The organism is Pseudomonas sp. GW822-FHT01E03 (genome assembly GCF_058802985.1).
On sequence record NZ_JBXAOQ010000012.1, the window covers coordinates 163,914 to 183,653 of the forward strand.

The 19,740-nt window shown below is 61.7% G+C and carries 13 protein-coding genes; 8 read left to right on the plus strand and 5 right to left on the minus strand.

Annotated elements, in window-relative coordinates; translation table 11 throughout:
• Positions 1-165: 165 nt before the first annotated feature.
• Positions 166-1,182: an AraC family transcriptional regulator gene (locus tag AC1RP7_RS23345; RefSeq protein ID WP_150815013.1), complete on the minus strand. Its 1,017-nt coding sequence runs from the start codon at positions 1,180-1,182 to the stop codon at positions 166-168.
• A 356-nt stretch (positions 1,183-1,538) separates the two neighbouring features.
• On the opposite strand from AC1RP7_RS23345, the gene AC1RP7_RS23350 reads away from it, so the two are divergent.
• From AC1RP7_RS23350 to AC1RP7_RS23385, 8 genes are all read left to right on the plus strand, one after another.
• Positions 1,539-2,105: an RBBP9/YdeN family alpha/beta hydrolase gene (locus AC1RP7_RS23350; RefSeq protein ID WP_057716669.1), complete on the plus strand. Its 567-nt coding sequence runs from the start codon at positions 1,539-1,541 to the stop codon at positions 2,103-2,105.
• 124 nt (positions 2,106-2,229) lie between these two features.
• Positions 2,230-4,233 carry a DUF1302 domain-containing protein gene (locus tag AC1RP7_RS23355; RefSeq protein ID WP_223501167.1) on the plus strand — a complete coding sequence of 668 codons (2,004 nt, stop codon included), beginning with the start codon at positions 2,230-2,232 and terminating at the stop codon, positions 4,231-4,233.
• 41 nt (positions 4,234-4,274) lie between these two features.
• Positions 4,275-5,633: a DUF1329 domain-containing protein gene (locus AC1RP7_RS23360; protein WP_057716322.1), complete on the plus strand. Its 1,359-nt coding sequence runs from the start codon at positions 4,275-4,277 to the stop codon at positions 5,631-5,633.
• 247 nt (positions 5,634-5,880) lie between these two features.
• Positions 5,881-6,972, plus strand: coding sequence for a WD40/YVTN/BNR-like repeat-containing protein (locus AC1RP7_RS23365; RefSeq protein ID WP_493182840.1), 1,092 nt, complete (start codon positions 5,881-5,883; stop codon positions 6,970-6,972).
• A gap of 16 nt (positions 6,973-6,988) precedes the next feature.
• Positions 6,989-9,508, plus strand: coding sequence for an efflux RND transporter permease subunit (locus AC1RP7_RS23370; RefSeq protein WP_090453212.1), 2,520 nt, complete (start codon positions 6,989-6,991; stop codon positions 9,506-9,508).
• Between the two features lie 6 nt (positions 9,509-9,514).
• Positions 9,515-11,293 (plus strand): acyl-CoA dehydrogenase C-terminal domain-containing protein, encoded by a 1,779-nt coding sequence (locus AC1RP7_RS23375; RefSeq protein WP_154861664.1) that lies wholly within the window; start codon positions 9,515-9,517, stop codon positions 11,291-11,293.
• A gap of 24 nt (positions 11,294-11,317) precedes the next feature.
• Positions 11,318-12,961 (plus strand): fatty acid--CoA ligase, encoded by a 1,644-nt coding sequence (locus tag AC1RP7_RS23380; RefSeq protein ID WP_493182838.1) that lies wholly within the window; start codon positions 11,318-11,320, stop codon positions 12,959-12,961.
• 283 nt (positions 12,962-13,244) lie between these two features.
• Positions 13,245-13,586, plus strand: a complete 342-nt coding sequence (locus AC1RP7_RS23385) for a potassium channel family protein (RefSeq protein ID WP_154861668.1) — start codon at positions 13,245-13,247, stop codon at positions 13,584-13,586.
• A 154-nt stretch (positions 13,587-13,740) separates the two neighbouring features.
• On the opposite strand, the gene AC1RP7_RS23390 is transcribed toward AC1RP7_RS23385, so the two are convergent.
• Genes AC1RP7_RS23390 through AC1RP7_RS23405 form a run of 4 tightly spaced genes read right to left on the minus strand, consistent with a single transcriptional unit; the run spans position 13,741 to position 18,867 of the window.
• Entirely contained in the window at positions 13,741-13,962 is a 222-nt protein-coding gene (locus tag AC1RP7_RS23390) for a formate dehydrogenase subunit delta (protein ID WP_057716316.1), read from the minus strand.
• A complete protein-coding gene (fdhF, locus tag AC1RP7_RS23395) occupies positions 13,959-16,835 on the minus strand; it encodes a formate dehydrogenase subunit alpha (protein ID WP_493182837.1) in 2,877 nt (958 codons plus the stop codon). The genes AC1RP7_RS23390 and fdhF overlap by 4 nt, the downstream gene beginning before the upstream one ends.
• Positions 16,832-18,391 (minus strand): formate dehydrogenase beta subunit, encoded by a 1,560-nt coding sequence (locus tag AC1RP7_RS23400; protein WP_493182835.1) that lies wholly within the window; start codon positions 18,389-18,391, stop codon positions 16,832-16,834. The genes fdhF and AC1RP7_RS23400 overlap by 4 nt, the downstream gene beginning before the upstream one ends.
• Entirely contained in the window at positions 18,391-18,867 is a 477-nt protein-coding gene (locus tag AC1RP7_RS23405) for a formate dehydrogenase subunit gamma (RefSeq protein WP_223501139.1), read from the minus strand. Before AC1RP7_RS23405 ends, AC1RP7_RS23400 begins: the two co-directional genes overlap by 1 nt.
• Positions 18,868-19,740: the final 873 nt, after the last annotated feature.

Genomic DNA, 19,740 nt, shown 5'->3' on the forward strand with positions numbered 1-19,740 from the left:
AAAACCTGTGGGAGCGAGCTTGCTCGCGATAGCGGTTTCACATTCAACACTCATGGTGGCTGACACACCGCCATCGCGAGCGAGCTCGCTCCTACAAGGATTGCAGTTCCAATCTCGCGCTTTCGGCGACTGTACCAGCAGTCGCCGTTTTTTTTTGCCCTGCTGTCAGGACGGTTTCGCCCCAGCCTGCTTCTGCGCACGCCACGTCGCCGGCGGCATGCCGAACTGGCTGATGAACCAGCGGGTAAACGAGCTCGCCATCGAGTAGCCGAGCATGTCGGCAATGCGGCTGAGGGAGTAGTTGGGGTTGTCCAGGTAACGCAGCACCAGGTCGCGGCGCACGTCGTTGATCACGTCGTTGAAGGCGCAGCCGTCGTCCTTGAGGCGGCGTTGCAGGGTGCGCACGTTCATGCCTTGGCTCTGGGCCACCTGCTCAATGGTGGCGCGCCCCATGGGCAGCAGCAGGTAGATGGCCTTGCGCACCTCGAACAGCATCGAGGCGCCTTCGTGGTTCTGCAGCGAGTCGAGGTAGCCCTGGGCATAGCGGGCCATGGCCGGGTCTGCGTTGGGGTTGGTCATGTCGAGGCTGATGTCAGGGCAGACGATGCCGTTGAACTCGCTGCCGAACTCCAGGTTGCAGCCGAACAGGCGGCGATGCAGGTGCAGGTTGTCCGGTGGCTGGTGCATGAAGTTGACGCTGTAGGGATGCCAGTGTGAGCCCAGCAGGGCCGAGCACAGCCGGAACATTACACCGATGGCCAGCTCCGTGGCCTGGCGGCTGGGCATCGGCGTTTCGGTGACAACCTCTTCGCGAATGATCACCATCTTGCCGGCCTCCTCAATGAAGATGGCCAGCGAGTCATTCATCAGGTGCCGGTAATCCACTACGACCTGCAAGGCATCGCGCAGTGTGCGCTGGTGGCTGAGCAGCAGGCTGACCACGCCGAAGTCCGAGAGCTGGCGCGATTCGGCCATGCTCAGGCCGAAGGTCTGGCAGCCGCTGGCGGCGGCCGAGTCTTCCAGCAAACGGACGGCGGCATCGATATGGATGCGGTGTTCAGGGGCTTGCAGTTGGGCCCTGCTCAAGCCGACACCGGCCAGCACGTCGCGCGGGTTGAAACCCAGGTACTGGGTGACCTCCAGGTAGTTGGTCAAGACAGCGGCGCGAACAAGCTTGGTCATGCGAAAGTCTTCCCTGTGCCGATGGCGGTTGGCGTGAGCGTGGCGACTATATCCAGCGTATCAACAGTTGAACAGTTGTCATGTCGTTGATGGATTTCATGCCATACGGTCACCAATCTTCTACGCTGCATGGAGCCATCAGCGCTCATCCGTTGATTACAGTGACCTTGCGCCAACCTGCGGGGATTTTCGACCAGTGGTCGCACTGTCCTGCTGTCGGACAATTTGTCATCAAAAGAAAAGTGCATGACGTCCAATGTAAAGCGCTTCGGGTGGGCGCTCTTTAATGTCGACACTACAAAAAGCCCCTGGCGAAAACAGCCAGTCGAGTTATCGAGAAAGCGAAGGTGTTGACCGTGGACAAACTGCAAACTGCCGCCACCATTCTGATCGTTCCGGGTCTGCGCGAGCACGTGGCCGAACATTGGCAAACATTGCTTGCCGCCAGGCTGAGCAACGTGCGCAGTGTTGCGCCGCTGGAGACCGACAAACTCGATTGCATGGCCCGTGTGCGGGCGATTCAACACGAACTCGAACAAATCGACGGCCCCGTGATTCTGGTGGCCCACAGCGCCGGCGTGCTGATGGTCGCGCACTGGGCTGCGCACTACAGCCGACCGATCAAGGGCGCTTTGCTGGCCGCGCCACCGGACCTTGATGCGGTCTGGCCGTCAAACTATCCGTCTTCCGAAACCCTGCGTAGCCAGGGCTGGAATCCTCTGCCACAAGGCCCGCTGCCATTTCGCAGCATCGTGGCCGGCAGCACCAACGATCACCTGGCCAGTCTTCCTGCGGTCACCCGCATGGCAGAAGGCTGGGGCGCCGAATTGCTCAATCTGGGCGATGTCGGCCACCTCAATCCGGCCGCAGGATTTGGCCACTGGCAGCAAGCTGAAGCACTCATCCTGGAGCTGGATCGCTAGTACAAGGAGCTGGACTGGCAGTACGCCAACCGGCATTTGCCCTCATTCCTTAAACGCAAACCCATCAATGTTTGCGCGAGGGCGGCTGCGCTTAAAACAAAGACAAAAAAGCGGAGACAACGCAATGCACAACAATAAGAGTCACGGCTTCACCGCTCCACGCTACACCTTGCTGGCCTCAGCCATTCTTGCGGCAACGGTACCTGCGGCCCATGCGGTCGAGATCGAGACGGGGAATCCGGACTGGAACGTCCGCGTGGATAACACCATCAAGTACAACTATGGCGTGCGCACCGAAAGCGCCGACAAACGCATGTTGGGAACGCCGAACAACAACGACGGCGACTACAACTTCCGCAAGGCCGGGACCAACATCACCAACCGTATCGATCTGTTGACCGAAATGGACGTGGTCTACAAGAACGCCATGGGCTTTCGCGTCAGCGCCGCCAGCTGGTACGACAAGGCCTATGACAACACCGGCTCCAACTCCAACCCCTTCGTCAACGGCAATGGATCGACCTCGGGCCTGATCGCCAATGACCCGCGCCTGGCAGGGGTCACCCGTGACAACGTCGGTAACGGCAGCTCGCACCTGAGCAATTATGCCCAGCGCTACTACAGCGGTCCTTCGGGCGAAATCCTCGACGCCTTCGTGTTCTACAGCACCGAAGTGGGCGAGGAGTCGATGTTCAGCGCCAAGGCCGGTCAGCACAACGTGTTCTGGGGCGAGACCATTCTCAACCCGGTGCACTCGGTCAGCTATGGCCAGTCCGGCCTCGACCTGGCCAAGCTAGCCGCGTCGCCGGGTACCGAGGCCAAGGAACTGTTCGTTCCGCGTAACCAGGTGTCGATGTCGTTCACCGTCAATCCCGAGCTGACCGTGGGTGCCCAGTATTTCCTGAATTGGGATGCCGCGCGTCTGCCGGAAGCGGGCACCTATTACGGCGGTTCCGACCTGGTCGGCTTCGGCGCGCAATCGTTCCTGTTGGGCAACACCAACGCCGTGGTACCGGGCAGCCCGCTAGGTTGTGGCCTGGCGCCGTGCAACGCCTTGACCAATGTGCGTCGTGGCAAGGACCTGACTCCGCATGACAGCGGTGACTGGGGCGTCATGGCCAAATGGTCGCCGGCCTGGCTGGATGGCACCCTCGGCGTTTACTACCGCGAAACCTCGGAAATCCTGCCCCAAGCCTATCTGGACGCCAGGGGCATTACCTCGGCCAACCCGAACGGCACCCGTCCGGCGGGGCAGGTGCCAGCGGTAATCAACACCCTCAATTCGCTGGACACCGCCACCTATCAACTGGCCTATGCCGACAACATCAAGATCCTTGGCCTGAGCTTGTCCAAGGACGTGGGTGGCGTGAGCGTGGGTTCGGACCTGAACGTTCGTCACAACATGCCGCTGGCCAGTATCCCGGCGATCGTCAGTACCCGCAGCCCGCTGGGCCTGGGGCAAGGGCTTGGTCTGCTGCCTGCACGTACGGACGCCACCGGTGTGGTCTATGACACCCCGAGCCGTGGCGACAGCATGAGTGCCACCGGTGACACCCTGCACTGGACGCTCAACGGTCTGATGACCCTGCCGAAAACGCCGGTGTTCGATCAGGCGACTGTGCTTGCCGAGCTGTACTACAGCAACCTGCTCAAGCTCGATAGCAAGAACGAAGCGCTCTACAAGGGTAAGGACAGCTATCGCGGCATCGACGCGCCGACCCGTGACAACTGGGGTCTGGCGGTCAACTTCACACCGACCTGGTACCAGGTATTCCCGGGTGTCGATCTCAACGCGCCGATGTCCGTCAACGTCGGTCTCGACGGTGTGTCGCCGGTCTCCGGTGGCGGTGCCAAGGACACCGGCAACTATGCCGTGGGCGTGGGCGCCATTGTCTACAACAAATATTTTGTCGACCTGAAGTACGTGGACTCCTTTGGCGAAACCGACAAGTGCAACGTCAGCGGTGTGAGCACCGGCTCCAAGGGCGGTGACGGCTCCACCCCGAACGCCTTCAGCGGCAACGAAAACTACGCCTGTTACGCAGGTGGCTACTCGTCCTTCTCCGGAGGTGGTGCCACGACTGAGGACCGTGGCGCCGTGTACCTGACGATGAAAACAACATTCTGATTCACCACTGATTTGCTCAATGCAAGCAGGAGAATAACAAGATGAAATTTGTAAAAACCGTGTTGGCCGCTTCGCTGGCCATGGTCTTCGCCGCTCAGGCACAGGCTGCTGTTTCAACTCAGGAAGCTGCCAAGCTGGGCACCAGCCTGACACAGGTAGGGGCTGAAAAAGCCGGGAACGCTGATGGTTCCATTCCTGCCTACAACGGTGGCCTGACCACCCCGCCGGCCAGCTTCAAGGCCGGCGACAGCATGCGTCCGGACCCGTTTGCCAGTGAAAAGCCGGTACTGGTGATCGACGGCAAGAACGTCGATCAGTACAAGGGCATGCTCACGGCGACCACGGTAGAACTGGCCAAGCGTTTCCCGACGTTCCGTGTCGACGTGTTCCCGACGCACCGCACCGTTTCGCTGCCTCAAGCGATCCTGGATAACGGCGTGAAGAACGCCAGCGGCGCCAAGTCCCTGGAAGGTGGCCTGGCCATCGACAACGTGCTGCCGGGCATTCCATTCCCGATTCCGCAGTCGGGCAATGAAGCGATGTGGAACTTCCTGTTGCGCTACCAAGGCGTCAGCATCAGCTCCAAGTACGACTCCTGGAACGTTGACTCAGCAGGCGTTCCGAGCCTGGCGACCACTGGGCAAGCGAACATCTCCTACCCGATCTATGAAAACCTCTCGCAGCCGATCAGCAGCGCCGACGTGTACTACCAGATGAAGCTGGCATACACCGGCCCTGCGCGCCGCGCCGGTGAGGCGATCATGCTCAAGGATGCCGCCAACCCGTTGCAGCAACCGCGTCGCGCCTGGCAGTACTTGCCGGGGCAGCGTCGAGTGAAACTGGCTCCGAGCCTGGCTTACGACACGCCAAACCCGGGTACCGCCGGTGCGGGCACCTACGATGACGTGTTCGTCTTCAACGGTGCGCTGGATCGCTACGACTGGAAGCTGGTGGGCAAGCAAGAAATGATCGTGCCCTACAACACCTACAAGCTGACCTACGTGCAGGATCCGAAGTCGCTGACCACCGCCAATCACCTGTCACCTGACTTCGTACGCTGGGAAAAACACCGTGTATGGGTCGTCGAAGGCAACCTCAAGGCCGGGGCCCGTCACATCTACCAGAAGCGCCGCTTCTACCTCGACGAAGACAGCTGGACCGCTTTGGCCTCGGATCAATATGACGCTCGTGGTCAGCTCTATCGCGGTTCCTTCGCCTTCCTGAGCCAGAGCTATGACAAGCAGGTTCCGGACTCCACGCCGTTCATGATCTACGACCTGGTCGGTGGTTCCTACAACATCAACGGCGTAGTCGGCCCTTACGGCGGCATCAAGTACATCGAGCCGCTCTCCAAGGCCCAGTGGTCTTCGGAATCCCTGGCCGGCGCCGGTATTCGCTAAGCCAACCGCAAGCAGACGCTCGCACGATCCACTGTGGGAGCGAGCTGTGGCGAGGGGGCTTGCCCCCGTTGGGCTGCGAAGCAGCCCCAAAATTTCCGATGTATCGAAGATCTTGTGAGTGCTGCGCACTCAAACGGGGGCAAGCCCCCTCGCCACAGCTCGCTCCCACATGACCTGCACGGCGCAAGGTTTGAACGTCAGGCACACCGATGTGTGTCCCGGCGCGGTTTTCCGAAGAGGACGCAGCATGTGTTCGTATAAAAACAATATTTTGCAGCTGGCGTTTGGCGTTGTGCTCGGCCTGTCGCAGGGCATCGCCCATGCGGCCGATTACGTCGATGTACTGGACCTGCCCGCCAGAGTCAGTGCCTTGGCGATCAACAGCCCGTTGTCCGGCATGACCCGCGCCGGCGCGCGCGTGATTGCCGTCGGCCAGCGTGGCCATATTCTGTTTTCCGATGATTCGGGAAACCACTGGCAACAGGCCGCCGTACCGGCCAGTGCCGACCTCACTGCGGTGAATTTTCCGACCACCACCCAAGGCTGGGCGGTGGGTAATGACGGCGTGGTGCTGCACAGCAGCGACGCCGGCGCGACTTGGCAGAAGCAACTCGACGGTCGTCAGATCGGCGCCTTGCTGGTCAAGCATTACACGGCGCTGGCCAGCGCCGAACCGGGCAATGAGCAATGGCCCCAGTTGGCCATGGAAGGCCAACGACTAGCCGATCAGGGTGCGGACAAACCGCTGCTCGGCGTCTGGTTCGCCAACGACAAAACCGGCTATGTGGTCGGGGTATTCAACCTGATCCTGCGCACCGACGACGGTGGTCTGACCTGGACGCCATTCCAGGACCGCACCGACAACCCCCAGGGTTTCCATCTCAACGCCATCGCCTCTACCGGCGACAGTGTGTACATCGCGGGCGAGCAAGGCCTGCTGCTCAAATGGGACGACAGCGCCCAACGCTTCAACGCGGTACCGACGCCTTATCAAGGCAGCTTCTTCGGCGTGCTCGGCAAGCCTGGCGAAGTGCTGATCTATGGCCTGCGCGGCAACGTGCTGCGCAGCACCGACGGCGGCCAGAGCTGGACCGCACTGGACACGGGCCTGCACGTCAGCATCACCGCAGGCCTGATCGATGCCCGTGGCAATTATCGCTTGTTCACCCAGGGCGGGCAGATGCTGGTCAGCCAAGGGACGGGCGCGCAGTTGCATCTGAAGCAGCAACCGGCACCGACCCCGGTCGCCGGCGCCACCCAGTCCGCCGATGGCGCCTTGGTGCTGGCAGGCAGCCGTGGTGCCCGGACGCTGTCCGCCGATCCAGCCCTCGAACCCTAAGAGCGAGAACCCAGACATGGGCAATATCAAACAAGACGCCATGCCGGTGATCCGCGAACTGCGGGATTTCGACCACCGCTCCGGCAACCTCCTCGAGCGGCTGGTGTTCAACTACCGCCCGCTGTTCATGCTGCTGATGGCGCTCGCCACCGTGGTGCTGGGCTTCATGGCCGTGACTCGCCTGGAGTTGCGCCCAAGCTTCGAAAAAATGATTCCCCAGAGCCAGCCCTACATCCAGAACTTCCTGGAAAACCGCCAGTCGCTGCGCGGTCTGGGCAACTCGGTGCGCGTGGTGGTCGAGAACACCCAGGGCGATATTTTCGATCCCGAATACCTGGACGTGCTCAAGCAGGTCAACGACCAGCTGTTCCTCACCGAAGGCGTCGACCGCGCCTGGATGAAGTCGCTGTGGAGCCCGGCCGTACGCTGGACCGAAGTCACCGAGGACGGTTTCCAGGGTGGCCCGGTGATGCCCGACACCTATTCGGGGCAGCCTGAACAGATCGAACAGTTGCGCCAGAACATTTCCCGCGCCGGTGTGGTGGGCAGCCTGGTAGCCAGTGATTTCAAGTCGACCATGCTGATCGTGCCGCTGATGGACAAAGCCGCCGCCGGCGGTCAACGCATCAACTACCACGCCTTCTCGCAGATGCTCGAAGAGCAGTTGCGCGACAAGATCGAATACGCCGGTGACAGCGCTGCGCGTAAATCCGGGGTCGAAGGCACCGGTCATTACAAGGTGCGGGTGATCGGCTTCGCCAAACTCATGGGCGACCTGATCGACGGCCTCATTCAAGTGATGATGTTCTTCGGCCTGGCCGTCGTCACGTCGCTGATCATCATCTACGCCTACACCCGTTGCGTGCGCAGCACCCTGCTGGTGGTCGGCTGCTCGCTGGTCGCGGTGGTCTGGCAACTGGGTATCGTCGCCTGGCTGGGCTACGCCATCGATCCGTACTCGGTGCTGGTGCCGTTCCTGATCTTCGCCATCGGTGTATCCCACGCGGCGCAGAAGATGAACGGCATCATGCAGGACATCGCCCGCGGCACCCACAAACTGATCGCTGCGCGCTACACCTTCCGCCGTCTGTTCATCGCCGGTGTCACCGCGCTGTTGGCCGACGCCGTGGGCTTCGCCGTGTTGATGCTGATCGATATTCCGGTGATCCAGGACCTGGCGATCACCGCCAGCATCGGCGTCGCGGTGCTGATCTTCACCTCGCTGTTGCTGATGCCGGTGGCGCTGTCCTATGTCGGTGTGGGCGCGAAAGCCGCCGAGCGTGCGCTGAAAATCGACAATCGCGCCGAACACCACAAAGGCTTCGGCAAACTGTGGGACCTGCTCGACCGCTTCACCACGCGCAAGTGGGCCACCGGTGCCGTATTGGTCGCAGTGTTGATGGGCATCGGCGGTTTCATGGTCAGCCTGAACCTGAAGATCGGCGACCTGGAAAGCGGGGCGCCGGAGCTGCGCGCCGATTCGCGCTACAACCGCGACAACGCCTACATCACCAGCCACTACGCGCTGTCCAGCGACCTGTTCGCGGTGATGATCAAGACCGCGCCGGAAGGCTGCCTGAACTACAAGACCCTGGTGCTCGCCGACCGCCTGGCCTGGGAGCTGCAACAGTATCCGGGCGTGCAGGCGACGGCCTCGCTGGTCAACGCGGTACGGCAGATCACTGCCGGTACTTATGAAGGCAACCCCAAGCTCAACAGCATCCAGCGCAACCAGGACGTGCTCAACTACGCTGCCCAGCAAGCCTCGGTCAACTCGCCGGAGCTGTTCAACACCGACTGCTCGCTGATGCCGGTGATCACCTTCCTCAAGGATCACAAGGCTGAAACCCTCGATGCCGTGGTGGCGATTGCCGACAAGTTCGCCAAGGAAAACAGCAGCGAGGATCGCCAGTTCCTGCTCGCCGCCGGTACCGCCGGGATCGAGGCCGCGACCAACATCGTGGTGCGCGAAGCCAACCGCACCATGCTGCTGTACGTGTATGCGGCGGTGACGCTGTTCTGCCTGATCACCTTCCGCAGCTGGCGCGCCACACTGGTGGCCCTGTTGCCGCTGGTGCTGACCTCGATCCTTTGCGAAGCCTTGATGGTGGCCATGGGTATCGGCGTAAAAGTCGCAACCTTGCCGGTGATCGCCCTCGGGGTGGGCATCGGCGTCGACTACGCCTTGTACCTGCTCAGCGTGCAATTGCACTTCCAGCGCCAGGGCTTGCCGCTATCCCAGGCCTATCGCAACGCCGTGTCCTTCACCGGCAGAGTGGTCGGGCTGGTGGGCATCACCCTCGCCGCCGGTGTGGTGTGCTGGGTCTGGTCGCCGATCAAGTTCCAGGCCGACATGGGCATCCTGCTGACCTTCATGTTCCTGTGGAACATGCTCGGCGCGCTGATCCTGATTCCCGCTCTGTCGTACTTCCTGCTGCGCGAACGGGCACCCAAGCCCGGTTCTGTCGCGGCAACCGAAAACACCGAATCCACTGAACGTCCCGGCATGCCCCATGCCGTGACCACTTCCGAGTAAGCCAAGATGTCTGATTACAAAGCTCCCCTGCGCGACATGCGCTTCGTACTCAACGAGGTTTTCCAGGTGTCCCGGCTCTGGGCACAATTGCCCGGCCTGGCCGACGTGATCGATGAAGAGACCGCCGCCGCCATCCTCGAAGAGGCCGGCAAGATCAGCGGCGAAGTGATCGCGCCACTGAACCGCGCCAGCGACGAACAGGGTTGCACCTGGAACGACGGCGCGGTCACCGCCCCGGACGGTTTTGCCCAGGCCTATCAAGCCTTCGCCGAAGGCGGTTGGGTGGGTGTCGGCGGTGATCCGCAGTACGGCGGCATGGGCATGCCCAAGGCGATTTCGGCCCAGGTCGAAGAGATGGTCAACTCGGCCAGTCTGTCGTTCGGCCTGTACCCGATGCTGACCGCCGGCGCCTGCCTGTCGATCAAGGCCCACGCCAGTGAAGAACTGAAAGCGGCTTACTTGCCGAACATGTACGCCGGCACCTGGACCGGTTCGATGTGCCTGACCGAAGCCCATTCCGGCACCGACCTGGGCCTGATCCGCACCAAGGCCGAACCCCAGGCCGATGGCAGCTACAAGGTCAGCGGCAGCAAGATTTTCATCACCGGTGGCGAGCACGACCTCACGGAAAACATTATCCATCTGGTACTGGCGCGGCTGCCCGATGCACCGGCCGGCCCGAAAGGCATCTCGCTGTTCCTGGTGCCGAAAGTGCTGGTCAACGCCGACGGTTCGCTGGGTGAAAACAACGCGCTGTCCTGCGGCTCCATCGAACACAAGATGGGCATCAAGGCGTCCGCCACCTGCGTGATGAACTTCGATGGCGCCACCGGCTGGATCGTCGACGCACCGAACAAAGGCCTGGCGGCGATGTTCACCATGATGAACTACGAGCGTCTGGGCGTGGGCATCCAGGGCTTGGCCCAAGGCGAGCGCTCGTACCAGAATGCCGTCGAATACGCCCGTGACCGTCTGCAAAGCCGTGCGCCAACCGGTGCGCAATTCAAGGACAAGGCCGCCGACCCGATCATCGTGCACCCGGACGTGCGCCGCATGCTGCTGACCATGAAAGCCTTGAACGAAGGCGGCCGTGCGTTCTCCAGCTACGTGGCCCTGCAACTGGACATCGCCAAGTACAGCGAAGACGCACCGACACGCCAGCGCGCGCAGGATCTGGTATCGCTGCTGACCCCGGTGGCCAAGGCCTTCCTCACCGACATGGGCCTGGAAACCACCCTCCATGGCCAGCAGATCTTCGGCGGCCACGGCTACATCCGCGAGTGGGGTCAGGAGCAACTGGTGCGTGATGTGCGCATCACCCAGATCTACGAAGGCACCAACGGCATCCAGTCCCTGGACCTGGCCGGGCGCAAGATCGTCGGCAGCGGCGGGGCGCTCTACCGCTTGTTCGCTTCGGAAATCCGCAACTTCACCGCCAACGTTGGCGCTGACCTTGCCGAGTTCATCCAACCGCTGAACGCCGCCGTCGACACTCTCGACGACCTGACCGCGTGGCTGCTGGACCGGGCACAAAACAACCCGAACGAAATCGGTGCGGCCTCGGTCGAGTACCTGCATGTGTTCGGCTACACCGCTTACGCCTACATGTGGGCGCGCATGGCCAAGGCCGTCATGAGCGGCGATGGCGAGGACGATTTCTACACCAGCAAACTGGCCACCGCGCGTTTCTACTTCGCCCGGTTGCTGCCGCGTATCCACTCGTTGAGCGCATCGGCCAAGGCCGGCAGCGACTGCCTCTACGAGCTGCAAGCCGATCAGTTCTGATCGAAAGGACAAGGAACCTTAAACATGATGGCGACAAAAATAATTCCGCCCGCCGACGGCGCCTATGCCTACCCCTTGCTGATCAAGCAATTGCTGCTGTCCGGCGTGCGCTACGAGCCGGGCCGGGAAATCGTCTACGCCGACAAGCTGCGCTACAGCTACCAGACCCTCAACAAGCGTATTCGCCGCCTGGCCAATGCGCTGACGGCGGCCGGGGTCAAGGCCGGTGACACCGTGGCCCTGCTCGATTGGGACAGCCACCGCTACCTGGAATGCTTCTTCGCCGTGCCGATGATCGGCGCGGTGCTGCACACGGTGAACATTCGCCTGTCGCCGGAGCAGGTGCTGTTCACCATGAACCACGCCGAGGATGACCTGGTGCTGGTGCATGATGATTTCCTGCCCCTGGTCGAGCAGATCCACGGTCGGCTGGAAACCGTAAAAGGTTACCTGCAACTCACCGATGACGAGGCGACCACGACCTCGCTGCCGGTGCTGGGCGAGTACGAGCACCTGCTGTCCCAGGCCTCGGACCAGTACGACTTCCCCGATTTCGACGAGAACTCGGTCGCCACGCTGTTCTACACCACCGGCACTACCGGCGACCCGAAAGGCGTGTACTTCAGCCACCGCCAGTTGGTGCTGCACACCCTGAATGCCGTCGGCACCCTGGGCGTCTATCAGGGCCAGCCGCTGCTGCGTTCCGACGACGTGTACATGCCCATCACGCCGATGTTCCATGTGCATGCCTGGGGCGTGCCGTATGTCGCGACCCTGATGGGCATCAAGCAGGTCTACCCGGGCCGCTACGAACCCAACAGCCTGGTCAAGCTGTACCGTGAAGAGAAGGTGACCTTCTCTCACTGCGTGCCGACCATCCTGCAGATGATCCTCAACTGCGAGGAAGGCAAGGCGACCCGTTTCGATGGCTGGAAAATGCTCCTGGGCGGCAGCGCGCTGACCCTCGGCGTGGCCAGCGAAGCCAATGCCAAAGGCATGGTGGTGCACGCAGGCTACGGCATGTCCGAGACCTGCCCGTTGCTGTGCCTGACGTACCTGCGCGATGAAGACCTGCAGCTGTCCGCCGAAGCGCAACTGCCGATCCGCATCAAGACCGGCACCCCGGTGCCATTGGTCGACCTGAAGATCATCGACGCCGACGGCAAAGATGTGCCCCATGACGGTGAGTCCCTGGGCGAGATCGTGGTACGCGCGCCGTGGCTGACCCAGGGCTATCTGAAAGCCCCGGACAAAGGCGCGGAGTTGTGGCACAACGGCTGGTTGCACACCGGCGACATGGCCTCGATCGACAAGCTGGGCGGCGTGGAAATCAAGGACCGCATCAAGGACGTGATCAAGACCGGCGGTGAGTGGATCAGCTCCCTGGAACTGGAAAGCCTGATCAGCGAACACCCGGGCGTGATGTCCGTCGCCGTGGTGGGCATTGCCGACGAACAATGGGGTGAACGCCCGATGGCCATGGTCGTTTGCGAGCTCGGGCAATACCTCGACCGCAAGATTCTGGAGACGCACCTGCAAGCCTTTGTCGATGGCGGCCGCATCAACAAATGGGCGATTCCCAAGCAGTTCAAGTTCGTCGCCGAAATCCCCAAGACCAGCGTCGGCAAGATCAACAAGAAGCTGATTCGGGAAACTGAAGCGAACTGACCCGAACACTGTAGGAGCGAGCTTGCTCGCGATGGACTCAAGGGCGCCGCGTTTATCCTGTAAACACGCGTTATCGTTCACGACCATCGCGAGCAAGCTCGCTCCTACAACGAATTCAACAGTGGGCGGTTTCTGGATAGTTTGCGGGGCGTCATCTTTGTCATAGTCCTCGTCAGAGATAACGCCCCGTTAGTCGCAGTTTTCAGCGCCTGTGCCAAGCTGAACGGGGTATTAGCGCCGGGCATTCAAATGTCGGCCAGTCAACCCCCAGGAAGCCCATGCCATGAACCTCGCCCGTGCATCAAACGTCCGCCACGAGTTCTACAAAGCCGTCTGGTTCTATTTAAAAGTGGTGTGGCCGATCTTCTCGATACTGCTTTTGGTGATCATTGCGTTCGGCCTCATCATCGCCCACCTGGAAGGCTGGGGCCCGTTAGACGGTGTCTACTTCGCCTTCGTGACCGGCCTGACCATCGGCTATGGAGAGCTGGTGCCCAAACTGGGTGTGTCGCGAGTGCTGGCGATCCTGCTGGGTTTCAACGGCGTGCTGATGACCGCGACATTCGCGGCGATCAGTGTCCGGGCCATTGAAGTGACCGTGACGGCGGCGAGGAAGGAGGAATAGGGTGTAGCCTGGTCAACCCAAAGCCAAACCCCAACACAAAACCCCTGTGGGAGCGAGCTTGCTCGCGATAGCGGTGTATCAGCCAGCAAAAATGCTGAATGTTAAGCCCTCATCGCGAGCAAGCTCGCTCCCACAGTTTTTTGCAGCCAGCAGGCTAAGCCTCCCAACCCGCCCCAGTCACCGCCGCCTGCACCAGCGGGTGCAAGTCCGCCCCTTGATGTTCCGTCTGCCAGGCCAGCAACTCCTTGCGCATGCTGGGCGCCCAGTACATCTGCATATGATTGCGCACGCTCAGCACCGCCTGTTGCTGGTCGGGCTGGCTGGCAAAGTACTGGGCGATCTGGTTGGCCATCTTGATCAGGTTGTTCGTGCTCATCGGCGTACCTCCGCTTTGGCGCCACGGCCCCGGTCCTTGAGCAGACGATGCTGTTCATCGCTGAATTCCTGGAAGCGTTTTTGCCACTCCGAAGGGTGATAAACGCGGCTGACTTCCACGGCGGTGACCTTGTACTCCGGACAGTTGGTGGCCCAGTCGGAGTTGTCGGTGGTGATCACGTTGGCCCCCGATTCCGGGAAGTGGAACGTGGTGTACACCACGCCCGGGGCGACCCGTTCGGTGATCCGCGCACGCAGCACGGTTTGCCCGGCGCGGCTGCCGATACCGACCCAGTCACCTTCGTTGATGCCACGGCTTTCAGCGTCGGTCGGGTGGATTTCCAGGCGGTCTTCGTCATGCCAGGCGACGTTGTCGGTACGCCGGGTTTGAGCACCGACGTTGTACTGGCTGAGGATGCGCCCGGTAGTCAGCAGCAGCGGATAGCGACTGTTGACCTTCTCCTCGGTGGGCACGTAGCCGGTGAGCATGAAGCGCCCCTTGCCGCGCACGAATTCCTCGATGTGCATGGTCGGCGTGCCGTCCGGTGCCTCGGCGTTGCACGGCCATTGCAGGCTGCCGTGGCTATCCAGTGCGGCGTAGCTGACGTTGGTGAAGGTCGGCGTCAGGCTGGCGATCTCATCCATGATTTGCGACGGGTGCGTGTAGTTCATCGGGTAACCCAAGGCATTGGCCAGCGCCACCGTGCCTTCCCAGTCGGCCTTGCCGCCCAGCGGGTCCATGACTTTGCGTACCCGCGAGATACGCCGCTCGGCGTTGGTGAAGGTGCCGTCTTTTTCCAGGAACGAACTGCCCGGCAGGAACACATGGGCGAACTTGGCGGTTTCGTTAAGGAAAATGTCCTGCACCACCACGCATTCCATGGCCGACAGGGCCGCAGTGACGTGCTGGGTATTCGGATCGCTCTGGGCGATGTCTTCGCCCTGGCAATACAGGCCCTTGAAACTGCCGGCCAGGGCCGACTCGAACATGTTGGGGATGCGCAGGCCGGGGTCGGGTTGCAGGGTGACGTTCCAGGCCTGTTCGAACTGCGCCCGCACCACCTCGTTGGAGATGTGCCGGTAGCCAGGTAGTTCGTGGGGGAAGGAGCCCATGTCGCAGGAGCCCTGAACGTTGTTCTGCCCCCGCAACGGGTTCACGCCCACGCCTTCGCGGCCGATGTTGCCCGTGGCCATGGCCAGGTTGGCGATGCCCATCACCGAGGTACTGCCCTGACTGTGTTCGGTGACGCCCAAACCGTAGTAGATCGCCGCGTTGCCACCGGTGGCATACAGGCGCGCAGCGGCACGGATGTCGGCAGCGGGTACACCGCAGATCGGGCCAAGGGCTTCCGGCGAGTTTTCCGCGCGGCTGACAAACTCACTCCAGGTCGCGAAATCGCTACCCTCGCAACGGGCGTCGATAAAGGCCTGGTTTTGCAGGCCTTCAGTGATGATCACGTGGGCCAAGGCATTGAGCATGGCGACGTTGGTGCCAGGGCGCAGAGCCAAGTGATATTCGGCGCGGGCGTGCACCGTGTCCACCAGATCGATGCGCCGCGGATCGATGACGATCAGCCGCGCGCCTTCACGCAGGCGGCGCTTGAGTTGCGAGGCGAACACTGGGTGGGCGTCGCTGGGGTTGGCGCCCATCACCAGGATCACGTCGGCCTGCATCACCGAGTCGAAACTCTGGGTGCCGGCGGACTCGCCCAGGGTTTGCTTCAGGCCATAACCGGTCGGCGAGTGGCAGACCCGTGCGCAGGTGTCGACGTTGTTGTTGCCGAAGGCGGCACGCACCAGTTTCTGCACCAGATAGGTTTCTTCGTTGGTGCAACGGCTGGAGGTGATGCCACCAATGGAATCGCGGCCATATTTTTGCTGCAGACGGCGGAATTCGCTGGCGGCATAGGTCACCGCTTCATCCCAGCTAACTTCCTGCCAAGGGTCGCTGATGTTTTTGCGGATCATCGGCTTGGTGATGCGATCCGGGTGAGTGGCGTAGCCCCAGGCAAAACGCCCTTTGACGCAAGAGTGGCCATGGTTGGCCTGGCCGTTCTTGTCCGGAACCATACGCACCAACTGGTCGCCTTTCATCTCGGCGCGGAACGAGCAGCCCACCCCGCAATAGGCACAGGTAGTGATCACGCTGCGTTCCGGCTGGCCCAGCTCGACCACGCTTTTTTCCATCAGCGTCGCGGTAGGGCAGGCTTGTACACAGGCACCGCAGGACACGCATTCCGAATCGAGGAAGTTCTCGCCACCAGCCGCAGCCACGCGGGACTCAAAACCACGCCCGGTAATGGTCAGGGCAAAGGTGCCCTGGGTTTCTTCGCAGGCGCGCACGCAACGGTTACAGACGATGCACTTGCTCGGGTCGTAATCGAAGTACGGGTTGGACGTGTCTTTCACGTCCTCCAGATGGTTCTCGCCTTCATAGCCATAACGCACTTCCCGCAGGCCAACCTGACCGGCGACGGTTTGCAGCTCGCAGTTGCCGTTGGCCGAGCAGGTCAGGCAGTCCAGCGGGTGATCGGAGATGTACAGTTCCATGACGTTGCGCCGCAGGGTCGCGAGCTTTGGCGTCTGGGTATGCACGGTCATGCCTTCAGTGACCGGCGTGGTGCAGGACGCGGGGTAGCCGCGCATGCCGTCGATCTCCACCAGGCACATGCGGCAGGAGCCGAAGGCTTCCAGGCTGTCGGTGGCACAGAGTTTGGGAATGGTGGTGCCCAGCAGCGCGGCGGCGCGCATCACCGAGGTGCCTTCGGGCACGCTGATGCTGCGGCCGTCGATGTTCAGGGTGACTTGCACCTGGCTGTCGCGGGCAGGCGTACCCAGATCGATATCGGTTTTCGGGTCGAAGAGAGTGATCATTGCTCGGCCTCCGAGGGCTGCAAGCCGAAGTCGGCGGGGAAGTGCTTGAGGGCGCTGGCGACCGGGAAGGAAACCATGCCGCCCAATGCGCACAGCGAACCGTATTGCAGGGTGTCGCACAGGTCCTTGAGGATGATCACCTGCTCATCGCGACCGCTCGCGTCTGGCGCGGCGAGCAGGCGGTCGATCACCTCAACGCCACGGGTCGAACCGATGCGGCACGGCGTGCATTTGCCACAGGATTCCTCGGCGCAAAACTGCATCGCGAAGCGCGCCATATGGGCCATGTCCAGGCTGTCGTCAGCCACCACCACACCACCATGACCGAGCATCGCGCCGATGGCGGTGAAGGCCTCGTAATCCAGCGGTGTATCGAATTGCGAAGGTGGCACCCAGGCGCCGAGGGGGCCGCCCACCTGCGCAGCCTTCAGCGGCCGGCCACTGGCGGTTCCGCCGCCGTAGTCTTCCACCAGTTCGCGCAGGGTCAGGCCAAAGGCCCGCTCCACCAGACCACCGTGACGAATGTTGCCCGCCAACTGGAAAGGCATGGTGCCAAGCGAACGGCCCATGCCGTAATCGCGATAGAACTGCGCACCCTTGGCCAGAATCAGCGGCACAGAGGCCAAAGTCAGCACGTTGTGCACCAGCGTCGGCAGGCCGAACAGACCCTTCAAGGCAGGAATTGGCGGCTTGGCGCGAACGATCCCGCGCTTGCCTTCGAGGGAGTCCAGCAACGCGGTTTCTTCACCGCAGATGTAAGCGCCGGCACCGACGCGCACTTCCATATCGAAGGCCAGGCCGCTGCCGCCGACATTGGCGCCGAGGTAACCGGCGTCTCGGGCAATGTTCAACGCCGCACGCAGCGTGGCCACAGCATCGGGATATTCCGAGCGAACATAGATGTAGCCGAAGGTGGCCCCGACGCAGAGACCGGCAATGGCCATGCCTTCGATCAGCAGGAAAGGGTCGCCTTCCATCAACATGCGGTCGGCAAAGGTGCCGGAGTCGCCTTCGTCGGCGTTGCACACGATGTACTTCTGCGCCGCTTCGGTCGCGCGCACCGTGCGCCATTTGATCCCGGCTGGGAAAGCCGCGCCGCCACGGCCACGCAGGCCCGAATCGAACACCGCCGTCGCGGTCTGCTCGCCGCCCACCGCAATGGCTCGGGTCAAACCCTCGAAACCGCCGTGCGCGCGGTAATCGTCCAGCGACAGCGGCCGGGTAATACCAGCACGGGCGAACAACAGGCGTTGTTGAGTTTTCAGATAAGACAATTCTTCCACCAGACCCAAGGCCAGTGGATGGCTGGACGGCTCACCTTGCAACGCATCGAGCACAGACGGCACATCGACAGCGGTCAATGGGCCGAAACCGATCCGGCCTTGCGGGCTGTCCACTTCCAGCAGCGGTTCCAGCCAGTAGAGACCTCGGGAACTGGTGCGCTGTAGCTCCAGCGGCAGATTGCGTTCCTTGGCCTGAGTGATCAGGGCCACGGATACCTCATCGGCACCCACGGCACGGGCTAGCGAATCACAGGGCAGATAGAGAGTCGGCATCACGCGTCCTCCCGGCAAGCGTCGAGCAAGGCGTCCAGACGCTCCGCGCTGAGCCGCGCATGCACCCGACCATCCAGCTCCAAGGCCGGTGAACAGGCGCACGCACCCAGGCAATAAACTGGCCGCAAACTGATGCTGCCATCGGCGCTACTGCCGTGATCGTCCAGTTGCAGACGCTCACGCAACTGCGCGGCCAACTGCTCGGCACCGCGGCTCTTGCACGACTCAGCCCGGCACAGCCGCAGGATATGTTTGGCCGGCGGCGCGGTACGGAAATCATGGTAAAAACTGATCACCCCGCGAACCTCGGCCTGACTCAGATTGAGGGCATGAGCAATCTCGGGGACGGCGACATCGGGGATGTAACCGATGCGTTCCTGAATATCATGAAGAATGGGCAACAGCGCACCCGCAGAGCCCTTGTGGCGCTCCAGCAGACTGTTGACCACAGGCAGGTGCAACATCTCATCAGGCATTCAGCAATCCTCACGGTCACGGACAAACCAGATGGTCGTCGGTCGTCCGAAAGTGTCGGCTGCGGCACTCACACCACGTCACGGTATCGTGGCATTTTCAGGCCGTTGGCCAGGGCACCCTGGGTGGGCATCTTGTTGTGCCCGGCGCGGTCTTCGCCGCATCTCTACTGGGCATAAAGGGCAGCTTGCCACGCTGCTGTTGATCGACCTGCACCAAAGCGACGTGCTCGGTTCTGCCTACGACTATCCATTAAGTCTAGATGAGTGCCGCAAGGGGCGTTTACACACTGGCCTAATGCCCGAAGGGCTTGTTGAAGGCTGATGTATAGCAAGCATTACAGGTGAGAAGAAGCATCAGAACCATGGGCAATTCTACGGAGCAGATGCACTGACTATTCCGCTACCCCCTGTGGGAGCGAGCCTGCTCGCGATAGCGCCAGTCCAACCACCCTCAATGCCGAAGGTGCACCGCAAACCCACTAACTGGGGTCCAACAATGCCTATCAGCCCACCGCAACCCCCTGTGGGAGCGGGCTTGCCCGCGATAGCGCCAGTCCAGCCAACATCACTGCTGAAAGCTAACTACTACCACTCAACCTTCGACATTGCCCGCTTAGATGTAGCCAAAAACCAGTGTTCCATGTGAAGTCGAAGTTGACACGGTCATCAGGCTCCGACAGCATCAACCCCAATCGCGCCCGATCCTCTGGTGCTGGCTCAGTCCGGCATTACGTTCGGGCCTTCTTGTTTATGAAACATGGAATTTGCCCAAGCCAATTCCCTGTAGGAGCGAGCTTGAACTGGCCTAATAATTCCGGACACCTCTTAAGGGCGATATGATTTCGCCAACTTGGAGGTTCCATGAACGAAAGA